The organism is Acidimicrobiales bacterium (assembly GCA_036491125.1).
Classification (GTDB): Bacteria; Actinomycetota; Acidimicrobiia; order Acidimicrobiales; family AC-9; genus AC-9.
The window spans coordinates 1-20,393 of the sequence record DASXCO010000207.1; the positions used below are offsets into that span (position 1 = coordinate 1).

The 20,393-nt window shown below is 71.5% G+C and carries 20 protein-coding genes; 9 read left to right on the plus strand and 11 right to left on the minus strand.

Annotation, left to right across the window (positions count from 1 at the left end):
* The 3 genes from VGF64_16595 to VGF64_16605 all read left to right on the plus strand — a co-directional run.
* On the plus strand, nucleotides 1-749 hold a 749-nt coding region (locus tag VGF64_16595; protein HEY1636379.1), incomplete at its 5' end, for an ATP-binding cassette domain-containing protein.
* Nucleotides 746-2,377 (plus strand): hypothetical protein, encoded by a 1,632-nt coding sequence (locus VGF64_16600; protein ID HEY1636380.1) that lies wholly within the window; start codon nucleotides 746-748, stop codon nucleotides 2,375-2,377. The genes VGF64_16595 and VGF64_16600, both read left to right, overlap by 4 nt.
* A gap of 70 nt (nucleotides 2,378-2,447) precedes the next feature.
* Nucleotides 2,448-3,122, plus strand: a complete 675-nt coding sequence (locus VGF64_16605) for an HAD family hydrolase (protein HEY1636381.1) — start codon at nucleotides 2,448-2,450, stop codon at nucleotides 3,120-3,122.
* A gap of 1 nt (nucleotide 3,123) precedes the next feature.
* On the opposite strand, the gene VGF64_16610 is transcribed toward VGF64_16605, so the two are convergent.
* From VGF64_16610 to VGF64_16650, 9 genes are read right to left on the minus strand one after another with little or no spacing between them, the layout of a single operon-like run.
* The gene (locus VGF64_16610; GenBank protein ID HEY1636382.1) at nucleotides 3,124-4,209 is read right to left on the minus strand and encodes an S-(hydroxymethyl)mycothiol dehydrogenase; all 1,086 of its coding nucleotides are present in this window, start codon (nucleotides 4,207-4,209) and stop codon (nucleotides 3,124-3,126) included.
* Between the two features lie 49 nt (nucleotides 4,210-4,258).
* On the minus strand, nucleotides 4,259-5,263 hold the full coding sequence (gene hpnH / locus VGF64_16615) for an adenosyl-hopene transferase HpnH (GenBank protein HEY1636383.1): 1,005 nt from the start codon (nucleotides 5,261-5,263) through the stop codon (nucleotides 4,259-4,261).
* A 2-nt stretch (nucleotides 5,264-5,265) separates the two neighbouring features.
* Nucleotides 5,266-6,198, minus strand: a complete 933-nt coding sequence (ispH, locus tag VGF64_16620) for a 4-hydroxy-3-methylbut-2-enyl diphosphate reductase (GenBank protein ID HEY1636384.1) — start codon at nucleotides 6,196-6,198, stop codon at nucleotides 5,266-5,268.
* Nucleotides 6,195-8,072, minus strand: coding sequence for a squalene--hopene cyclase (shc, locus tag VGF64_16625; protein ID HEY1636385.1), 1,878 nt, complete (start codon nucleotides 8,070-8,072; stop codon nucleotides 6,195-6,197). Before shc ends, ispH begins: the two co-directional genes overlap by 4 nt.
* 2 nt (nucleotides 8,073-8,074) lie before the next feature.
* A complete protein-coding gene (locus VGF64_16630) occupies nucleotides 8,075-9,088 on the minus strand; it encodes a polyprenyl synthetase family protein (protein HEY1636386.1) in 1,014 nt (337 codons plus the stop codon).
* Nucleotides 9,085-10,464: a hydroxysqualene dehydroxylase HpnE gene (gene hpnE / locus VGF64_16635; protein HEY1636387.1), complete on the minus strand. Its 1,380-nt coding sequence runs from the start codon at nucleotides 10,462-10,464 to the stop codon at nucleotides 9,085-9,087. The genes VGF64_16630 and hpnE overlap by 4 nt, the downstream gene beginning before the upstream one ends.
* Complete coding sequence (gene hpnD, locus VGF64_16640; GenBank protein ID HEY1636388.1) at nucleotides 10,461-11,363, minus strand: presqualene diphosphate synthase HpnD; 903 nt, start codon at nucleotides 11,361-11,363, stop codon at nucleotides 10,461-10,463. Before hpnD ends, hpnE begins: the two co-directional genes overlap by 4 nt.
* Nucleotides 11,360-12,235 (minus strand): squalene synthase HpnC, encoded by an 876-nt coding sequence (hpnC, locus tag VGF64_16645; GenBank protein HEY1636389.1) that lies wholly within the window; start codon nucleotides 12,233-12,235, stop codon nucleotides 11,360-11,362. Before hpnC ends, hpnD begins: the two co-directional genes overlap by 4 nt.
* 40 nt (nucleotides 12,236-12,275) lie before the next feature.
* Nucleotides 12,276-13,091: a TetR family transcriptional regulator gene (locus VGF64_16650; GenBank protein ID HEY1636390.1), complete on the minus strand. Its 816-nt coding sequence runs from the start codon at nucleotides 13,089-13,091 to the stop codon at nucleotides 12,276-12,278.
* Between the two features lie 48 nt (nucleotides 13,092-13,139).
* On the opposite strand from VGF64_16650, the gene VGF64_16655 reads away from it, so the two are divergent.
* Complete coding sequence (locus VGF64_16655) at nucleotides 13,140-13,970, plus strand: DegV family protein (GenBank protein ID HEY1636391.1); 831 nt, start codon at nucleotides 13,140-13,142, stop codon at nucleotides 13,968-13,970.
* A 3-nt stretch (nucleotides 13,971-13,973) separates the two neighbouring features.
* Nucleotides 13,974-14,456 carry an inorganic diphosphatase gene (locus VGF64_16660; GenBank protein HEY1636392.1) on the plus strand — a complete coding sequence of 161 codons (483 nt, stop codon included), beginning with the start codon at nucleotides 13,974-13,976 and terminating at the stop codon, nucleotides 14,454-14,456.
* Nucleotides 14,457-14,469: 13 nt separating this feature from the next.
* Here VGF64_16660 and VGF64_16665 read toward each other — a convergent pair whose 3' ends face one another.
* Complete coding sequence (locus VGF64_16665; protein ID HEY1636393.1) at nucleotides 14,470-14,952, minus strand: phosphoglycerate mutase family protein; 483 nt, start codon at nucleotides 14,950-14,952, stop codon at nucleotides 14,470-14,472.
* 78 nt (nucleotides 14,953-15,030) lie between these two features.
* On the opposite strand from VGF64_16665, the gene VGF64_16670 reads away from it, so the two are divergent.
* Together VGF64_16670 and VGF64_16675 are read left to right on the plus strand one after the other, a co-directional pair.
* Nucleotides 15,031-16,620: an FAD-binding oxidoreductase gene (locus tag VGF64_16670; protein HEY1636394.1), complete on the plus strand. Its 1,590-nt coding sequence runs from the start codon at nucleotides 15,031-15,033 to the stop codon at nucleotides 16,618-16,620.
* A complete protein-coding gene (locus tag VGF64_16675; protein ID HEY1636395.1) occupies nucleotides 16,610-18,976 on the plus strand; it encodes a [protein-PII] uridylyltransferase in 2,367 nt (788 codons plus the stop codon). Before VGF64_16670 ends, VGF64_16675 begins: the two co-directional genes overlap by 11 nt.
* A 146-nt stretch (nucleotides 18,977-19,122) precedes the next feature.
* Here the strand turns inward: VGF64_16675 and VGF64_16680 are convergent, their stop codons facing one another.
* Complete coding sequence (locus tag VGF64_16680) at nucleotides 19,123-19,506, minus strand: hypothetical protein (protein HEY1636396.1); 384 nt, start codon at nucleotides 19,504-19,506, stop codon at nucleotides 19,123-19,125.
* 36 nt (nucleotides 19,507-19,542) lie between these two features.
* Here VGF64_16680 and VGF64_16685 point away from each other — a divergent pair, with 36 nt between their 5' ends.
* A complete protein-coding gene (locus VGF64_16685) occupies nucleotides 19,543-20,139 on the plus strand; it encodes a carboxymuconolactone decarboxylase family protein (GenBank protein HEY1636397.1) in 597 nt (198 codons plus the stop codon).
* A 48-nt stretch (nucleotides 20,140-20,187) separates the two neighbouring features.
* On the plus strand, nucleotides 20,188-20,393 hold a 206-nt coding region (locus tag VGF64_16690; protein ID HEY1636398.1), incomplete at its 3' end, for a Clp protease N-terminal domain-containing protein.

Below are 20,393 nucleotides of genomic sequence, written 5' to 3' on the forward strand. Positions count from 1 at the left end.
GCGCCGAGATCCTCGGCCTCATCGGTCCGAACGGCGCCGGCAAGACCACCGTTTTCGACCTGCTCAGCGGCTTCACCTCCCCCGACGGCGGAAGGGTGCTCATGGGCGGGGTCGACGTCACCCGCTGGAGTCCCGAGCGACGGGCCCGCGAAGGGATGGGCCGCTCGTTCCAGTCGGCCCGGTTATTCCCGGCCCTCACCGTGCGCGAGACGGTGGCCGTGGCGTCCGACCGTCACCTCGAGGTCCGTGATCCGCTGTCGAGCGTCTTCGCGCTGCCCGTGGCGCGGGACGCCGAGCAGGCGATGTGGTCGCGAGTCGACGAGCTGCTCGAGCTGACCGGTCTCGTGGCCTTTGCCGACTCGCCAGTGTCGGAGCTGTCGACCGGCACGAGACGAATCGTCGACATCGCCTGCGGGCTCGCCGAGGGACCGCGGGTCCTGCTCCTCGACGAGCCGGCGACGGGCATATCCATGCACGAGACCGAGCGCCTGGGACCGCTCCTCCGTTGGCTGCGCGACACCACCGGCACCGCCCTGCTCGTGGTGGAGCACGAGCTCGGCCTGGTGTCCGAGGTCGCCGACCGCCTGGTGGCCATCGAGGCCGGCTCGATCGTCGCCTCGGGTCCCCCAGCCGAAGTCGTCGCCCACCCCCGCGTCGTCGCTTCCTATCTCGGCACCGACCGAGCCGGCGAGACCAGCGCGCGCAGTCTCCTCGGATCGGCGGATCCACACGTCGGGGACCACCCGTGAGCACTGCGACGCCGCGCTCGACGAGCTGGGTGATCCGCCGGTACGGGCCCTTTGCGGCCATCGCTCTGGCGGTGGCGCTGGTGATCGGGTTGGCCCCGACGACCACCCCGTCGCGAACGAGCGTGTTCTCGGGCTACCGCCCGGGCTCTCCCGGCAGCCAGCCGGGGGCAGGTCCATCGGCCCCGGGCGTCGCCGGAGCGCCGGTCGACTGCTCGCGACAGTCATTCCTCGGACCCAGCGCTGGCTGCAAACCGGGGTGGACCGGCGCCAGCAACGGCGGGACGACCTACAAGGGCGTCACCGCCTCCAACATCAACCTCGTCTTCTACCAGGCTCCGTCGAGCCAGCAGCTCAACTCCATCACCGCCGCCGCCGGCCAGACGTCCTCCGGCTCTCTCGAGGACCACACGATCAACGTCTACGCCGACTTCTTCAGCCGCTACTTCCAGACCTACGGGCGTCACGTGAACGTACAGATCTTCAACTCCCAGGCCCAGCTGGGCGACTCCTCCGGAGCTCGGGCCGACGCCGTGGCGACCGACCAGCAGTACCACGCCTTCGTGGACGTGGGCAGCTCGGATGTCGGCGGAACGAGTGACGCATACCTGGACGAGACGTCCCGGCGGGGCATCGTCAGCATCGCCGGTAATGCCCTGCCGCAGAGCTTCTATGCCGCCCACGCACCGTTCGTGTTCGGCATGCTGCCCAGCACCGACACGTCCGATTCCATGGTCGCCGAATACATCGCCAAGCGCCTCGGCACCCACAGCCGGGCCCGGTTCGGCGGTGCCGGCAGCAACCCTCCCGTCAACGGGCAGCCCCGCCGCTACGGGATCCTCTACCCCACCACCAACCTGGACGGCACTCCCAGCATCTACTCCCGCGTGGGCGACGACCTGAGCAGCCGTCTGGCCAGGGAGGGGATACCGACGGCGACCAAGATCGGCTACGCCCTCGATCCCAACACCGCCGAGACGCAGGCGACCAACGCCGCGCAGCAGATGAAGGCGGCCAAGGTCACCACGGTCGTGTGCCTATGTGACCCGTTCTCTCCGATCTTCGGGTCCAAGGCGGCCACCGAGCAGGGGTACTTCCCCGAGTGGCTCCAGACCGGTTACCTGCTGGGCGACAGCGACTTCTTCGCCCGCCAGTACGACCCCCGGCAGTGGGCCCACGACTTCGGGATCAGCAGCCTGCCCGCGACCCAGAAGCCCCAGGACAGCCAGTGGTGGCGGGCCTACAAGTCCATCGACCCCACCACCGACCCGCCGCTCGATGCGCCCCTGGACTTCTACAGCCTGCTGCTCGCGTTCTCGGGCCTGGAGGGAGCGGGGCCGAGGCTCGATCCCGGCACCTTCGCCGACGGGATGTTCCGCATCCGGCTCCTGTCCAACTCGCCCTATGTGCCCAGCTTCTTCTACCGAACGACGGACTACGGAGGCATCAAGGACGCCCAGGAGGTGTGGTGGGACCCCAAGGCGGTGGCGCCGGATGGCCAGCCGGGGCACTACCAGTCCGTCGACGGAGGTCACCGCTACCTCCTCGGGCAGTGGCCGGCGACACCCACCGCCGCCTTTGACCCGCGCTGTCTGCCCCTCGCTAGTTGCGGGGCGCCGAACGCACCCTGACGGCCGCCGCAGGCCGCGCCTCGGCCGCGCCGACCCCGCTTGTGCTCGACCGCGCCGCTAGGGTGCCGGCGTGCCAAGGCTTCAGGCCGTGCTCTTCGACTTCGGCGACACCCTGTTCGGCCGAACCGGTGCCCACCGGGCCGTCGTCCAGGCTGCCGAGGATCTCGGGGTGCAGGTTGACCAGGCCACGGCCCGGAAGCTGTGGGCCGAGGTCCAGGAGCGCGCCCGCACCCCGGAGGAGCTGTCCAAGGGCCGGGACCTCTCTCCTGAGGCCCACCGATCGTGCTGGAGCGCCCTCTATTCGCGTCTCGACGTCCTCGTCACCGGGCTCGGCGAGGCGATGTACGAGCGCGAGATCAGCGCCGTCGGCTGGGAACCGTTCTCGGACACCGAGAGCGCATTGCGTGAGCTGCGCTCCGCCGGCGTGCCCATCGCGGTGGTGAGCGACACCGGCTGGGACATCCGCCCCGTGTTCGCCGCCCACGGTCTCGACCAGCTGGTCGACGTGTTCGTCCTGTCCTGCGACTACGGCATGGCCAAGCCGGCACCTCGACTGTTCGAGGTCGCCTGTGCGGGGCTCCAGGCGGCTCCGTCTGCGGCCCTCATGGTGGGTGACAATCCGCTCACCGACGGCGGCGCCGTCCAAGTCGGGCTGACCGTGTACCTTCTCCCGCCTGCGGAGGACAGCCGGGATCGCGGGCTCGAGGCCGTGCTCACGCTGATGGGGGTGGATGCGGGCCCGTGAGCTACAGCACGACGACCGAGCGGAGCACCTCGCCGCGGGTCATCCGGCCCAGGGCATCCTCGACGTCCTCGAGACCGATCGTCTCCGACACGAACCCGTCGAGGTCCAGCCGTCCGCTCAGATAGAGGTCCACCAGCATCGGGAAGTCACGCGTCGGCAGGCAGTCGCCGTACCAGGACGACTTGAGGGCCCCGCCCCGCCCGAAGAGCTCGATCATCGGGAGCTCCACGTTCATCGTGGGGTCAGGCACGCCCACCTGCACGAGCGTGCCGGCCAGGTCGCGGGCGAAGAATGCCTGGCGGTAGGTCTCGGGCGACCCCACCGCCTCGACGACGACGTCGGCCCCGGTTCCTCCGGTGAGCTGGTGCACCGCCTCGACCGGGTCCTGGCGTGACGCGTCGACCGTGTGGGTGGCGCCGAAGCGGCGGGCCCACTCGAGCTTGCGGGCGTCCACGTCGATGCCGATCACCACCCGGGCCCCGGCCAGCGCCGCCCCCGCGACGGCGGCGTCGCCCACCCCGCCGCAGCCGATGACGGCGACCGTGTCCCCCCGACGCACGCCACCGGTGTTCACCGCCGCCCCGAACCCCGCCATCACCCCGCAGCCGATCAACCCCGCTGCCTCCGGACGCGCCGCAGGATCGACTTTGACGGCCTGCCCGGCGGCCACCAGGGTGAGCTCGGCGAAGGCGCCGATTCCGAGCGCCGGCGTGAGCGCGGTGCCATCGGCGAGCGTCATCGGCTGGCTGGCGTTCCGGCTGGCGAAGCAGTACCAGGGTCGACCACGTCGGCACGAGCGGCAGTCGCCGCACGGCGCCCTCCATGCCAGCACGACGTAGTCACCCGGCACGACGTTGTCTACACCCTCGCCCACCGACTCGACCCGACCGGCTGCCTCGTGGCCCAGCAGGAAGGGAAAGTCGTCGTTGATGGCGCCTTCTCGGTAGTGCAGATCCGTGTGGCACAGCCCGCACGCCTGGACCCGCACCACGACCTCGCCGGGACCGGGATCGGGAACGACAACCTCCTCGATCGAGACCGGGGCCGCCTTCTTCGGAGCCACCACGCCCCGCACCACGCTCGCCATGGTCGGACCTCCCGATCGCCGGCTGTCCGCCGGGCAGCCTATCCCCGACCTAGTGGCCGACGGCGGCCCGGAGCGACTCGCGGAGCGAGCCCATGGTGCTCAGCACGGCGGTCGGCTCGTAGCCGCAGTGGGCCATGCAGTTGGCACAGCGGGGATCTCTCCCCCGGCCGTAGCGCGACCAGTCGGTCTCCTCCACCAGCTCCTTGTAGCTGTCGGCGTACCCGTCGGACATGAGGTAGCAGGGCCGTTGCCAGCCAAGCACCGAGAAGCTGGGGATGGCCCAGGCCGTGCAGTCGAAGTCGACCTTGCCCTCGAGGAAGTCGAGGAACAGCGGGGAGTGGTTGAGGCGCCAACGACGGCGGGCTCCTCCCGAGAACGCCTCTCGAAACAGCCGTCGTGTCTGTTCCACCCCCAGGAAGTGGTCCTGGTCGGGAGCCTTCTCGTAGGCGTAGGCCGGCGAGATCATCATCTGGTCGACCTCGAGCTCGTCGTTGAGGAAGTCCAGGACGTCCCGCACGGTCTTCGGCTCGTCGGTGCTGAAGAACGTGGTGTTCGTGGTGACCCGAAACCCACGCTCCTTCGCCGCCCTGACGGCCGCCACGGCCTGGTCGAACACGCCCTCCCGGCACACCGACTCGTCGTGGCGCTGGCGCAGGCCGTCGATGTGGACGGCCCAGGAGAAGTACCGCGACGGCTCGAACAGATCCAGCTTCCGCTCCATGAGCACGCCGTTGGTGCAGAGGTACACGTATTTGCGCCGATCGACCAGCGCGCCGACGATCTGGTCGATCTGCGGGTGCACGAGCGGCTCGCCTCCGGCGATCGACACCATCGGCGCCCCGCACTCTTCCATGGCGCCGACGGCGTCCTCTACGGACAGGCGGCGACGGAGGATGTCCGTCGGGTGCTGGATCTTGCCGCATCCGGCGCAGGCCAGGTTGCAGGCGAAGAGCGGCTCCATCTCCACCAGCAGGGGAAACTTCTCCCGGCGAGCCAGGCGCTGACGCGCCAGATAGGCGCCGACCCGGGCCTGTTGACGCACGGAGACCGGCACGACTACCTCACCCCGTCCGGGGCACGGAAGCGGACCCTTTCGGTCGTCACGGCATCCTCCTCCAGCTCCAGCGGGCCCAGCCCCCCAAGGGCGGCCACCACCTCACCCACCAACGTCTCGGGCGCCGACGCACCCGCGGTCACTCCCACCGTAGCCGCATGGCTGATCCAGCTGGCGTCCAGCTCGGTCGGATCGTCGATCAGGTGGGCCTCGCACCCTTCACGCTCGGCCACCTCGACCAGTCGATTGGAGTTGGACGAGTTGGCTGACCCGACCACGATCACGACGTCCGACCTCCTCGCGATCTTCCGCACGGCATCCTGCCGGTTCTGTGTCGCGTAGCAGATGTCGTCGGTGCCCGGGCCCACCGCGCGCGGGAAGCGCCCGCGCAACGCGTCCACGATCTCGGCGACCTCGTCGGTCGCCAGGGTGGTCTGGGCGAGGTAGGCGACCGGTTGGTCGGCGTCGATGGCGAGCCGGTCCACGGCCTCCGTGCTGTCCACGACGTCTATGCGGCCGGGCGCCTCACCCAGCGTGCCCTCGATCTCCTCGTGGCCCAGGTGACCCACGAGGACGATCCGGTATCCCTCCTGGGCGAAGCGGCGCGCCTCGACGTGGACCTTGTTCACGAGCGGGCAGGTGGCGTCGATCACGCGCAGGTCGCGCTGGCCAGCCTCGGCGCGGACCTCCGGCGACACGCCGTGGGCGGACAACACCACCGTGGCCGCGACCGGGACCTGCGAGAGCTCGTCGACGAAGACGGCCCCGCGTTGCTCGAGCGCGTTGACGACGTGGCTGTTGTGGACGATCTGCTTGCGGACGTACACCGGAGGCCCGAACCTCTCCAACGCCCGCTCGACAGTATCGATGGCGCGCTCGACTCCGGCGCAGAACGATCGCGGGCCGGCCAGCAGCACGCGGCGGCCCCCGCTCACCGTCGAGCCTCCACGTACCTGCCCAGCGCCATGACCGGGAAGACCAGCCGGTACAGGCCGTAGTTGATGTAGAAGTCGCCCGGAAAGCCGGTGCCGGTGAACCACGGCTCGTCCCAACCGCCGTCAGCACACTGCGTGCGGACCAGCCACGCCACTCCTCGATCGACGGCGTCGGACGGTGCAGCGACGCTCGTTGCCAACAGGCCAAGCAGCGCCCAGGCCGTCTGCGACGCGGTCGGCTCCCCCTTGCCTCGCCACGAGCCCTCACGGTAGGACCGGAGGTCCTCACCCCACCCACCACCCGGATCCTGATGGGACTCGAGCCACCGCACCGCCCGCCGCAGGGGGACCGCATCCACTGGTGTCCCGGCGGCGACGAGAGCGGGCAGGGAGGCACCGGTGCCGTAGACGTGGTTGGCGCCCCACCTGCCGAACCACGAGCCATCGACCTCCTGTTGGGCGAGCAGCCACCGGGTCCCGTCGACGACTCGCGGGTCGGCCGCCAGCCCCTCTCCTGCCAGCATCTCGACGGCGTGGGCAGTGACGTCGGCCGACGGCGGGTCGATGACCTCGCCGAAGTCACAGAAGGGGAGGCGCCGGCACAGGTCGCGGGTGTTGTCCACGTCGAACGCGCCCCAGCCCCCTCCCCTGCTCTGCATGCCGAAGGTCCACTCGCGAGCCCGGTCGATTGACCGCGCCACTCGCTCCGGATCCGGGTGGTGGACCCGACGGAGGGCGAGCACCACGACGGCCGTGTCGTCCACGTCCGGGTACCACTCGTTGGCGAACTCGAAGGCCCACCCGCCAGGGGCGAGTCGCGGCCGGCGCACGGCCCAGTCACCGCGGGTCCGTACCTCGTGGGCAAGCAGCCAATCGGCGGCTCGGACGAGGGACGGATGGTCGCCAGTGAGACCAGCGTCGGTGAGGGCCAGGACGGCGAGGGCCGTATCCCACACCGGCGACTGACAGGCCTCGAGCCGACGCACCCCGTCCTCGACCACGGTGAAGCCGTCGAGGCCCTCCAGTCCCTTCTGCATCACGGGATGGCCGAGCGGGTAGCCGAGCAGCTCGAGAGCCATGAGCGAGTACACCCACGGCGGCTGGATGCCGCCCCACGAGCCGTCCGACTCCTGGTGGCGGACGATCCATCGCTCGGCCCGCGCCAGCGCCAGCCGCCGCAACGGCCCGACCGGCCGGCGCTCGTAGGCCCGCAGCACACGGTCCAGGAGCCCGCCGGCCCCGGAGCCCGGCCCGGCTGTGCCCGCGACAGGAGCTTCCAGCTCGTCGATGCCGAAGCCCAGCGGTCGCACCGGTCGGTGGGCAGCCACGACGGTGAGGGCGACGATCGTCTGTCGGGCCCAGCAGGCGAAGTCGTAGATGTTGAGGGGGAACCACCGCGGCAGCAGGACCACCTCGGGCGGGAGGGCAGGTAGGTCGTCCCAGGACCACAGCCCGAACAGCGCCAGCCACAATCGGGTGAAGACCCGCGTCGCCGCCAGCCCACCGAGCCCGCGGACGATGGTCGCCGCCCGGAGCATGTGGTCTGCGTCGGGCGGGTCGCCGGCGAGGCGAAGGGCGACGTAGGCCTCCACCGTCGTCGACAGATCCGGTGGTCCCCCGTGGAAGGTCGCCCACGAGCCGTCAGGGCGTTGCTCGGAGCGGATCCAGGCCGCCGTCGACCGCGTCTCGGTCGGGTCCCGGACGCCGAGGAACTCGCGCATGAGGAGGTCCTCTGCGTCCATGGTGACGTTGGATGCCAGCTCGCCCTTCCACCAGCCGTCGGGGCGCTGCTCCTCCAGGAGACGACGAACTCCTCGATCGAGGGCCTCCTGCGCCTCGGCCGGCGCGGCGCCGATCATCGTGGTCGAGGTCACGATCACACGTCCCGCTCGACGACGAACCGGGCCAACTCGACGAGGCGAGCCCGTACCGCCTCCGGAACGGCGACGGTGTCCAGGCACTCGAGCGCCCCGGCGAGCTGGCGCACGGCCTCGTCCTCGGTCATCTGACGCGCCCCGCTGGACTCGATCAGCGCCGTGGCCCGGGCGACCGTCGCCTCGTCGCTGGCGCCGGCGGCCAACACCCGCCTGAGCTCGTCTGCCTCGGGATTATCCGAGCGGAGGGCGACCACGATCGGAAGGGACGCCTTTCCCGCACTGATGTCGCTGCCCACCGGTTTGCCCGTCACGTCGGAACGGCCCCAGACGCCGAGAAGATCGTCGGTGATCTGGAAGGCCAGACCCAGGTGGCACCCGAATCGCGTGAGAGCCGTGACCGGGCCCGGTCCGGCGCCGGCGAGCACGGCGCCGATCGACGCCGAGCACCCCAGGATGGCACCGGTCTTGGCCGCCGCCATCGACAGGTACTGGGCGACAGACGTGTCCAGCCGGCGCTCGAACGCGAGGTCCTGGCCCTGGCCGGCGATCATGGCGCCCGTCGCCTTCGCCAGCGAGAGCGCCGCTCGCCGGCGCTCGTCTCCCGGCCGCTCGACGAGCACCTCGTGGGCCAGCGCCATGAGCGCGTCGCCGGCACAGATCGCCTGGCCGACGCCAAAGCGGACCCATGCTGTCGGGCGGTGGCGCCGCTCGCGATCGCCGTCCATGACGTCGTCGTGCAGCAGCGAGAAGTTGTGCACCAGTTCGACAGCCACCGCTCCCGGCAGGGCCACCGCAGGCGTCGAGCCCACCGCCTCCGCCGACAACAGAGCCAGGGTGGCCCGGAGCGCCTTGCCTCCCCCACCAGTGGCTGCGTGGCCGTTCCCGTCGACCCACCCGAGGTGGTGCTCGACGACGGGTCGGACCTCGGGCGCCAACCGACGCACCGCCGCCGCCATGGCCGGGAAGATCGTCTCTCGCGAGTCAGCCAGGGTCGAGGGCTGGACAGCGATCACGCTGGGATCACCTCGCGCCGACGCCGCCCGTCCGCGTCCTCGAGACCAATGGCCGTGAGCGCCGCGGCTGCCGCCGCCTGGCCGCTGCGGGCGGCACCTTCCATGGTGGCGGGCCATCCTGTGTCGGTCCACGCCCCGCTCAGGTACAACCGCTCGACGTCCGTACGAGTGCCGGGCCGCAGCTTGGCCGTCCCGGGTACGGCCCGGAAGGTCGCCGCCGGCTCCCTGGTCACGAAAAACCGCTCCATGCGGGCCCTCCTGGCTCTGGGAAACAACCGGGCCAACTCGGCGGCGAACACCGAGCGGAGGTCCTCGGTCGACATCGAGACATAGTCGTCGGCTCCCGACAACGAGATGGCGAGGCACTGCCGACCCTCCAGCGGGTCGATGCCCGAGGCCACCGTCCGGTCGAAGACGAACTGCACCGGCGTGCCAACGCCCGCCGCGAACGGCAGCCCTGTGACCGGCCGGTCGTACACGACGTGAAGGTTGACGATCGGAGAGCTCCCGAGACGTCGGAGGCCGGCTCGGTCGACGCCCGCGGCGGCGGGCAGGAGCGCCGCTGCCTCGTCATGGGGGACGGCGAGGACGACCGCCTCGGCGGCGAGACGGTCCCCATCGACCGTCACGCCGGTCGCGGCGTTGCCATCGAGATCCACTCTCGAGACGCGGTGCCGCGCCAGGACCTCCACCCGGGCGTCGGCCAGGGCCCGCCCGGCCGGCTCGGCGTGGACGCGATCGAGCGGCACCCGGGCGTAGCCGATGTCGGCCGCGGCGGCGTCGGTGAAGAAGCCCGTCTGAAACGTCGTCGCCGCCAGAGCCAGCGACGCCTCGGCCGCGTGCACGTTGAGCGTGGGCAGGCCGATGAGGTCCCAGAAACGCTCCACCGCGCTCGGGGACTGCCCGTTGCCCGAGAGCCACTCGGCGAAGGTCTGACCGTCGAGGTCCTCCCGGCTCGGGTCGAGGCGGGCCAGCCGGAGCCCGCCCGCCGCGACCCGCACCCGGTCGAACCGCCCGAGGTGGGAGTACCGGAAGAGGCTCGGGCCCAGCTGGAGCGGCGCCGGCAACCTGCCCCGTCTGAGCCACGCCGTTCGTCCCCCTGGAGCGATGACCGGCACGGACAGACGTCGCTGCAGGTCGACGAGCCCAGCGGCGCCGATCCTCGCCAGGAAGCCGCGGTAGGCCGTGCACGCCCGCAGGAAGACGTGCTGCCCGTTGTCGACCCACAAGCCCTCGCGCCGCGCCGACCACGTGGCTCCGCCCAGCCGCCCACGGGCCTCGAGCACGGTCACCCAGGCTCCGCCGTCGGCGCAGGCCAGGGCGGCGGTCAGACCGGCGATCCCGCCTCCGACCACGACGACCCGCGGCCGGCTCACGGTGCGCCCCCGGCCAAGCTGGCGGACGCGACCCACGCCTTCTCCCACGGGGGGAGCGACACCCGCCCCGCGGACACCGCCTCGGGGTGACGGGCGATGCGAGCGAGCAGACGGCGGTAGATCCCCGCCATGGCCGCCGTGCACGCCCGGGACCGGCGATCCAGCTGCGGCAGGAGCTCGAGGCCGCGGCCGAACCACTGCTCCGCGCGCTCCGCCTCGAAGCGGACCAATCCCGCCAGGTCGGCGTTGCCGGCCCGGGAGGCCGGCCCGGAGGTACCGGTCCCCGGACGGTCGACTGCGGCACCGCTCCAAGGGAGCTCGTCACCAGCGCGCCACCCGAACCGCTCGAGGTCGTCGGCGGGCAGGTACACCCGGCCCATCTCGGCGTCCTCTCTCACGTCGCGGAGGATGTTGGTCAGCTGGAGAGCGACTCCCAGCGCGTCGGCGCGCGGCCGTGCGGCCTCGACGTCCCTGGCGCCGAACACCGCCAGGGAGAGTTGGCCGACCGCTCCGGCGACGCGGCGGCAGTACAGCAGGAGCTCCTCGAACGTCGCGTACCGGGTTCCCACGACATCCATCTCGACACCGTCGACCAGATCGCCCAGGGCGGAGCGGGGAACCGGATAGCGGGACACGGCGTCAGCCAGGGCCACCAACACGGCATCGTCAGTCGGTCGCCCGAGCGCGTCGAGCTCCTCGCGCACCTGGGCCAGGGCGGTCAGCTTCTCGTCTGTGGGCAAGGACCCGTCGGCCACGTCGTCGACCCGCCTCGAGAAGGCGTAGATGGCCGACAACGCCGCCCGCTTGACGGGCGGGAGGAGGCGGATCCCGTAGGAGAAATTGCGCGCCTCGCGATTCGTGACGAGCTGGCAGTGCCGGTACGCCTCGGCGGTGTTCATCGACGCGCTGCCTCGACGCCCACGGCCGCGGACCGCCCGACCTGTCTCCCGCCAACGGCGACGACCCGCACCCAGTGCCGGGCCACGTCCCGTCGCCGAGGACGCGCCGGAGCGCCGACTGGGCCCCGCACGCCGCGCTCGACGCCGTCGAGGGCAGCGTGGCCACCGGCGACGAACGCAGCCACCCCCAGGCGCAGCCGTCCCTCGAGGCTGCCCACCAGCGGCGAGCCGTCGTCCAGCAGCGACCGGGCCCGGTCGACCTCGAACTCCAGCAGCGCCCTCGCGGCCGGACCGAAGGGCGCGGACCGAAGGTCCTGCTCGGTGCACCCGAACCGAGCCAGGTCCTCCTGGGGCAGGTAGACGCGGCCCCGGTCGAGGTCCTCTGCCACGTCCTGGAGGTGCTCGGCCACCTGGAGACCGGCGCACACCGAGTCAGACCACTGGCGCCGCTCAGGGGTCGCCGCGCCGAGGACCTCGAGCACGAGCCGGCCGACCGGGTTGGCCGACAGCGCGCAGTACTCGAGCAGGGCGCCAAAGGTGTCGTAGCGGCTCACGCGCTGGTCCTGCCGGTTGGCCTCGACCAGCTGGCGGAAGGGCTCCGGGGACAGCTGCAGCTCTCGCACGGTGGGGGCCAGCCGGCGCATCACCGGATGCTCGGGGGTGCCCTGGTACAGGCGGTCGATCTCCTCGTCCAGCCAGGTCAGCAGCACCATCCGATCGCCGGCCGCCTCGTCGCCGATCTCGTCAGCCAGACGGGCGAACCCGTAGATCCCCATCAGGTGCCCGCGCACCGATCGCGGAAGGACGAGCGGCGCCACGGGGAAGTTCTCACCGCCCACCCGGGCCATGATCTCGCCGTCACTCGGGACCACGGCGCGACTGTAGCAGGTATGGGTGACTACCCAGTCATACCTACATGACGTCGACCAGTGTGTCGGGAGCCATGGACTCGTCTCCGACGAGCCGGCGCAGACACGCCGACAGGGCGCGGTCGACGACCAGCGCCCCGGCCTCCTCGGCATCGAGGCCCGATGCCACCCCTTCGCCAACCGCCGCCCGCAGACCGGCGAAGATCCGACGCGCCGCCCGAGCATGTCCGGGGCGCCGCTGCGCAGCGAGAGCCATCAGGTCGAGGAGAAGCGGAAGATGGCGCGACAGCGCCTCGGTGAGCACACCGACCGCCTCGTCCAGGTCGAGGCCGTCGGGTCCCGCCTCGGCCGAGAAGACCCGCGCCACCTCGTCTCCCGCCGCCGAGGCGGCGGCGAAGAAGAGCTCCTCCTTCGAGCGATAGTGCCGATAGAACGACCCCTTGGCCACCTTGGCCGCCCGGCACACGTCATCGACGCGCACTTCGGCGAACCCGTGGCGCTCGAAGGCAGCCATACCGGCCCGCAGGAGTCGGGCCGAGGGCAGCTGACGACCCCGTTCCCGGAGATGGACCTCGACGGTCTCGTCCCACATCTCGGGGTGGAACGCCTGCTCCCCCGGGATCCTCAGCAGTTCGGGGAGGAGGCGCCGGATCTGTGACAGCGGGAGCTGCCGACGCTCCTGGAGCAATCGGATCAAACGGATGGCCTGCTCGTGACGCGAGTCGTAGCGGAATCGGTTGGCCGCCTCGCGGTGCGGGCGCGGCAGCAGCCCGAGGTCGAGGTAGTGGCGGACGGTCGCCGGCGTCGTCCCCGTCCGCTCGACCAGCTGGGCGAGCGTGAAGCGCTCCCTGGTGATCATCCGGGGAGCTGTGCTTTGCCGCGGCAGATGGGTAGGGTGAGCCACTGCATGCACGACATCGCACTCGTGGCCGACTCGAGCGCCTGCCTGCCGCAAGCGCTCGCCCCCGCCCTCGGCATCCGCGTCCTTCCCATCACCGTCCACCTGCCCGACGCCGACTTCCTCGATGGAGTCGACCGACTGACGCGAGGCGTCTACCGCGCCCTGGAACACGACGAGCCCGTCAAGTCGAGCCCACCATCGGTCGTAGAGTACTTCGCCGCCATCGAGCAGGCCGGCGCCCGCTCGGTGATCGTGGTGACCCCGGCGACCGAGTTCACGACCATGTACCGCAACGCCCGCCTCGCCGCCGAGATGGCCGGTCCCCATGTGACGGTGGTCGACTCTCGCACCGCGGCAGCCGGTCACGGGCTGGTGGTCCTGGCTGGCGCCGCCGCCGTGTCGGCCGGCGCCTCTCCCGCGGAGGTCGTCCGCACCATCGAGCACGCGTCAGCCCGCGTCGATCTGGTGGCCTCTCTCGAGAACCTCGGCCCGATCCGCCGCAGTGGTCGAGTCCCGTCGGTCGCCCTCGACGTCGCCGGACGACTGGGCGTGCGCCCGGTGTTCCGCATGCGCTTCGGCGCCGTGGAGCCACTGGCCAGCCCCAGGGACACGGGAGCAGCACTGGCGGGTATCCAGCGTGAGTGGGCGGCGGGCGGCGGCCCCGATGCCGACCAGTCGGCGATATTCCACGCCGACTGCCCCGACCTGGCCGAGCGCCTGGAGCACCGCCTGGGCTCGGTCGACCACGTGGTCGAGCTGAGCGCGGCCATGGGAATCCACACCGGCCGTCGGGTCGTCGGCGCCGCGTGGCTGCAACCGGAGACCACCAGGACCTGACCGGTGGACATCGTTGCCGTCATCGAGATCCCCAAGGGCTCCCGGAACAAGTACGAGGCCGACCACGAGACCGGGGTCATCTGGCTCGACCGCCTGCTCTTCACCGCCACCCAGTACCCGGCCGACTACGGCTACGTACCGGACACCCTGGCCGACGACGGAGACCCGCTCGACGTCCTCGTCCTCGGCGACGAGCCCACGTTCCCCGGCTGTCACATCCGCGCCAGAGCGGTCGGCGTCTTCCTGATGACGGACGAGAAGGGCCGGGACAGCAAGTTGTTGAGCGTGCCGGCGACGGACCCACGATGGGAGACGGTGCACGACATCGGCGACCTGCCGCCGTTCTTGCTCGAGGAGATCTGGCATTTCTTCGACGTCTACAAGCAGATCGAGCCCGGCAAGGAAACGACCGTCCACGGGTGGGAGGGCGCCGAGTCGGCGACGGCCGAGGTGGAGCGCGCCCGCCAGCGGGCCACCGAGAACTAGCTGTCGACCTCCCTCAGGCGGGGCGCGGCGTCGGAGGTCGACCGGGCGGCAGGTAGGCAGCACTGGTGAAGCGCCCGCCTGCGCCCTCGAGCACCCAGGTCGATCCCTTCGCCCAGCGCATGTCCGACGGCAGCTTGATCCCGTCACGGTCGCCCAGCGCCCACAGGATCTCGGGTATCACGTCGCCGTGGCCGCAGGTCACCGCTGTCTGGTCCGCCAGCGACCGCAGGAGGTGAAGGGCGGACGGCGTGTGCCCCTCGGCCAGCGCCTCCGTCTGCTCGACCGGGAGGTCCAGCGTCTCGGCCAGGGGTTCGACCGTCTGTACGCAGCGGGTGTACGGGCTCGACAGGATCCGCTCGGGGGCGAGGGGCGCCAAGGCGTCGACGAGCAGGCCGGCCTGCTCTCTTCCCTTCTTCGTGAGCGGGCGGAGACGGTCGTCGCCCTCCCACCGGTAGCGGTTGAAGGCCTTGGCGTGGCGGACAAGAAGGATCGTCATGACATCGAGGCCCGGTCGTTGGGTCGTGCCCGGTCACCGGCGCCGGCGCCAAATCTACAGCCAGTAGCGTCGGAGCTCGTGGGCGAGCGTCGGCGGTCGTGGTGGGGATGGGGCTGGGAGGACCAGGCTCTCGACGACGCGCAGCGGCGCGCCCTGGCCAAGGCGGTCGGGGCGTCGCTGGGTCGGGACGACCTCGAGCCGGCGGCACCCCCGGCGCTCGAGCAGATCGACCTTCCTGCGCCCCGAGTCCGCGCTCCTGCTTCGCTCGCTGCCATCTGCTCCGACACCCCCTACGACCGCGCCGCGCACACCTACGGCAAGTCGTTTCGCGACGTGGTCCGGGCGTTCCACGGCGACCTGGAGCACTCCCCCGACATCGTGGCCCGACCCCGCCACGAACAGGACGTCGTCGGCGTGCTCGACTGGTGCGGAGACGCGGGGCTGGCTGCCATCCCCTACGGCGGCGGCTCGTCGGTCGTCGGTGGCGTCGAGGGTGACGTGGGCGACGCCTTCCCGGGTGTCGTCTCGATCGACCTCGGCCGACTCGACGAGGTCGTCGAGATCGACGCGGTGTCCCGGGCGGCCCGGATCCAGGCGGGGACCCTCGGCCCCGCCTTGGAGGACCAGCTCCGACCCCACGGCTACACGCTGCGCCACTTCCCGCAGTCGTTCGAGCACAGCAGTCTGGGAGGCTGGCTGGCCACCCGGTCAGGGGGCCACTACGCCACCAACTACACCCACATCGACGACTTCGTGGAGTCTCTGCGCGCCGTCACCCCAGCAGGAGTGATCGAGACTCGGCGCCTCCCGGGTTCCGGAGCCGGACCCTCGCCCGATCGGCTCCTCCTCGGATCCGAAGGGATCCTCGGTGTGATCACCGAGGCATGGATGCGGATCCAGGATCGCCCCCGGTTCAGAGCCTCCGCCGGCGTGCGGTTCACCTCCCTCGAGGCGGGGGCGGCAGCCGCCCGCGCCGTCGCGCAGGCCGGGCTGTTTCCGACGAACTGCCGGCTCCTCGACCAGGGCGAGGCGGCCACATCGGCCGGCATCGCGGACGAGAACGCCCTGCTCGTCCTCGGCTTCGAGTCCGCCGACCACCCACTCGAGGCGTGGATCTCACGAGCCGTCGAGTGCTGTGCCGACCACGGCGGGTGGGTTCCCGACGGGGTACGGGCGTCCTCGAGCGAGGGCGCGGCAGGCGCCTGGCGCTCGGCGTTCCTCCGAGCGCCCTACACCCGCGACGCCATGGTCGCCCTCGGTTGTGTGGCCGAGACGTTCGAGACGGCTGTCACATGGGCGGGATTCGACGCACTCCATCGCGGGGTGATCGAAGCGGTCACCTCGGCGCTGGCCGAGGTCTGCGGCGGCGGGTCAGTGACCTGCCGCTTCACCCACGTGTACCCGGACGGGCCCGCTCCTTACTTCACCGTGCTCGCCCCCAGCCGCCATGGCGACCAGATCGCCCAGTGGCGGGAGGTCAAGGAGGCGGCCAGCGAGGCCGTCCTCGCTCACGGGGGCACCATCACCCACCACCACGCGGTCGGGCGGGAGCACCGTCCCTGGTACGACCGCCAACGGCCGGAGCTTTTCGCCGCCGCTCTCCGAGCGGCCAAGACCACCCTTGATCCGGCGTGGATCCTCAATCCCGGGGTGCTCGTTGACCGCTGAGACGCCGCACGGGACCGACGCCACGTCCGGGCCGACGCCCTCGCTCAGGGCCCGCCGCAGCGCGCTCCTGGCCAGGCCCGGCCTGCGCGGCGAGGAGCTCTGCCGGGTCTACGCGGCGGAGGCCGACGACTGGCTGGCCGGCCTGCTGCACGAGGCGACCGGAGAACGGGTAGAAGGCCTCGCTCTGGTGGCCGCTGGTGGATACGGGCGGGGAGAGCTGGCGCCGGGCAGCGACCTCGACGTCATCCTCGTGCACAAGGGTCGGCGGGACGTCGGGACGATCGCCGAGGCGCTCTGGTACCCGGTGTGGGACCAGGGCATCCATCTCGACCACAGCGTCCGCACACCCAAGCAGGTGATGGCGGTGGCCGAGGACGACCTGCGCGCCGCGCTCGGTCTGCTCGACGCCCGCTTCGTGGCCGGCGACCGCGCCATCGCCGAACCCATACCCGAGCGGATCCACAAGCTGTGGCGCGCCCGCGCCGGGCGCTGGCTGCCGATCCTGGCCGCGGCCGTCGCCGAGCGTCACGAGAACCGGGGCTCGGTCGCCTTCCTCCTCGAGCCCGACCTCAAGGAGGCCAACGGCGGCTTGCGCGATGTCCATGCCCTGCGCGCCGCGGCCATGGCTGCTCCGGTGCTCGGGGACCTCGTGCGCAGCCCGCAGTTGCGCTCGGCCAGCGATCTGCTGGTGACGGTGCGCGTCGAGCTCCAGCGTCACGCGACCCGGCCATCCGATCGCCTGCTGCTCCAGGACCAGGACGCCGTCGCCGCCGCCCTGGACCTCGCCGACGCCGACGAGCTGATGGCCCTCGTCGCCGAGGCTGGGCGGGCCGTGGCCTGGGCCAGCGAGGACGGGTGGCGGCGGGTCGAGTCCTGGCTCCGGGGCCCCAAGGGCCGGGGCGCGGGTGGCGACCGACCGATCGGCGAGGGCCTGGCCCTCCGGGACGGCGAGGTGGCACTGACTTCCGACGCCGACCCCGCCGGCGATCCCTCGCTCACTCTCCGGGCGGCGGAGGCGTCGGCCCGGCTCGGGGTGCCCATGACCAGAGCCGCGCTCGACCGCCTGACCCGGGAGGCGTCGCCTCCCGGCGATCCCTGGCCCGCCTCGGCGCGTCAGGCATTCGTCGCCGTGCTCGGCTGCGGCCACGCAGCCATCCCCGCCGTCGAGACCCTCGACCAGCACGGCATCCTCGTGCGCTACCTGCCCGAATGGCAGGCGGTGCGCAACCTTCCCCAACGCAACGCCTACCACCGCTACACCGTGGACCGGCACCTGCTGGAGGCCGCCGCCCAGGCCGCCGCTTTCGTGCGCCGGGTGGCCCGGCCCGACCTCCTCCTCGTCGGCGCCCTGCTCCATGACATCGGCAAGGGGTACCCAGGTGATCACACCCGCGCAGGCACCGAGGTGGTCGCCTCGCTCGCTCCGCGTCTGGGCTTCCCACCTGACGATGTCAACACCCTCGTGTCGCTTGTCCGCCATCACCTCCTGCTGCCCGACACCGCCACCCGCCGGGACCTCGACGACCCCGAGACCATCCGCCTCGTCGCCGATGCCGTCAGCGACCGCCCGACGCTCGAGCTGCTGGCGGCCGTCACCGAAGCGGACGGGTTGGCCACCGGGCCGGCAGCCTGGGGTCAGTGGAAGGCTGGCCTCGTCGCCGCGCTGGTCCACCGGGTCGAGCGCCATCTCGCCGGCGAACGACTCGAGGCCCCGCCGGCCCTCCCGTCACCCGAGCACCGGCGTCTCATGGCCGCCCGGCGCCTGGCCCTGGTGGCCGACGGCTCGACCGTGACCGTCGTCGGCCCGGACCGTCCCGGGCTGATGGCGGCCGTAGCCGGGACCCTGGCCCTGCACGGTCTCGACGTGCGCTCGGCCGTGGCCGGATCCGACGAAGCCGGGATGGCCGTGGAGGTCCTCGAGGTGGAGCCCGCACTGGGCCGGGCTCCCGACTGGGCGCGCATCGAGCAGGATCTCGACGCCGTCATGGGCGGACGGCTGGCCCTCGACCCCCGCCTCGCCGAGCGGGCCCGCACCTACGGGCGCACCCGACCACGCGTCGCCGGTGGTCCGGCCCCGGTCACGGTGCTGATCGACAACGACGCCTCTGCCACCGCCACCGTCGTCGAGATCCGGGCGCCGAACGCCATCGGCCTGCTCTACCGCGTCACCAAGGGCCTGCTCGCCTGCGGCCTCGACATCGTCTCTGCCCGGGTCAGTACCCTCGGGCACGAAGTCGTTGACGCGTTCTACGTCCGCCACCAGAACGGGACGAAGGTCACCGACCGCTCGACCCTCGACCGCCTGCGGGCGATCATCGTCGCCAAGCTCGAACCGGAACAGCTCGCCGAGCGCTAGGTCCCGACGCCGGCTCTGTTGCTTGCGGCTTCGCCGCCCCGGGCGGGGCCCCATCCCCGCCCTCCTCCGAGCGGCGGGGACCCCAACCCCGCCGCCGGCCGTCTTGCTTGCGGCTTCGCCGCCCCGGGCGGGGAGCGCCGGCCGGGTCAGCGTCGCCGGGTCTGCGGCCCCCCGGGAGCCGGGCCCGCTGGGCCTCCTCCGGACTGCTTGACCGCGCCGGGCCGCCGACGGGGGCCGCCCCGGCCGCTCTGACGCTTCTGGCGATCCGCGGCGCGCCGCATCTGACGGCTCGCACCCCCCTGGGACCCTTCGGTGAGCGCGGTCTCCAGCATGGTCATGCGCTGGTCCTCGGGCACTTTCGACATGGCGATGTCGAGCTCGGCCAGCTCCTTGGGAAGGGCGCGCTTCTTGCGCTTCGAGCGCTCGAGGAACTTCAACATCCGGCGTACGTAGAGCCGGCGGAGGAACGGCACGCGCACGATCCCTCGGGTGATCCTCGCCCGCACGCCCTTGGGTCGGTCACTGGCCATGTACCTCTTCTAGTCGATCCGCGAGACTGACGACCCATGACCACCGTTCCTGATGGCCCAAGGATCCCGCCGCTCGATCCAGCTGACCGCGACGACACGGCGCGCTCCCTGCTCGAGGGTATGGGCGCCTTGGGCTCAGAGCTCAACGTGTTCACCACGCTCGTCCGCCATCCCAAGCTCTTTCGCCGCTGGTCGGCGTTCGGCGGCGCGCTCCTGCTGGCCGGCGCGCTGCCCGCCCGGGACCGCGAGCTGCTGATCCTGCGCACGGCGTGGAACAACGGCTGCGAGTACGAGTGGGGCCAGCACGTGCCCATCGCCCGCGAAGCCGGCCTCGACGCCGAGATCGACCGGGTGATCGACGGGCCCACGGCAGCGGGGCTGGCCCCGTTCGACGTCATCCTCCTCCAGGCCGCCGACGAGCTCCACCGGGACTCCGTCATCAGTGACGACACCTGGGCCCGGCTGCAGGAGCGCTACGACGAGCGCCAGATGATCGAGGTGCCCATGCTCGTCGGGCACTACGCCATGCTCGGCTACAGCCTCAACTCGTTCGGCGTCCAGCGCGAGGAGGGTGTCCACGGCTTCCCGACCAGCCGGAATAGCCAAGCTGGGGCAAGAGTTGATAATAAGTAACTCAACCTTTACTATGCCGATGGCAGTAACCAGGAGGTGACAGGAGGCATGGCGATGGCGTTCGATCCCAATCGCTGGACGATCAAGACCCAGGAGGCCTTCCAGGCCGCCGTCGGACTGGCGCGCGAGCGCAACAACGCCGAGGTCACTCCCGAGCACCTGCTGGCCGCCCTGGTGGGCCAGTCCGAAGGTGTCGTGCTGCCCATCCTCCAGCGGGTCGGGGTGGCGCCGCTCACCGTACGCAACCAGGTCGA